Source organism: Acinetobacter sp. GN11 (genome assembly GCF_054823985.1).
In genome coordinates this window covers 1-459 of sequence record NZ_JRVL01000366.1, presented here as the reverse complement: position 1 = coordinate 459, position 459 = coordinate 1, and the positions used below count along the sequence as shown (strand labels likewise).

General features: G+C 31.4%; 1 protein-coding gene. It reads left to right on the top strand.

Annotation, left to right across the window (positions count from 1 at the left end; translation table 11 throughout):
- Window positions 1–237: 237 nt before the first annotated feature.
- Window positions 238–459 (top strand): ArsR/SmtB family transcription factor (locus NL42_RS19430; protein WP_461313992.1); only part of this gene is annotated, 222 nt, incomplete at its 3' end.

Genomic DNA, 459 nt, shown 5'->3' with positions numbered 1-459 from the left:
GACATATTTCACATTAACTTCAATTCACTTATACTTAACAATTAAACTTATAACACAATGCAACACTTCAAACACAAAAGAAATACAAACAACTGTTTTTAATTAAAAATACTACTTATTTATCAGTTCCCCTTATATTGCTTTTCAACAAAAACAATTGGATTGATTAGTTTTGCTACATTCATTTCCGCAAGATCAATCTATACTATGCCCGCTATATTGATATAGGTATAAAGTATGAAAGATGGACTCCAAATTGAAGAAATGAAAAATGCGGCTGATTCAGTCGTTGGAATTCTCAAATCTTTGGCGAATACAGATCGTTTATTAATTTTATGTCACTTAGCTTATGAAGAGCTAAATGTCTCACAAATTGAAGAGAAGACCCAAATTACACAGCCCACTCTTTCACAACAGCTTATGATGTTACGTAAAAGTGATGTTGTATCAACTCGTCGT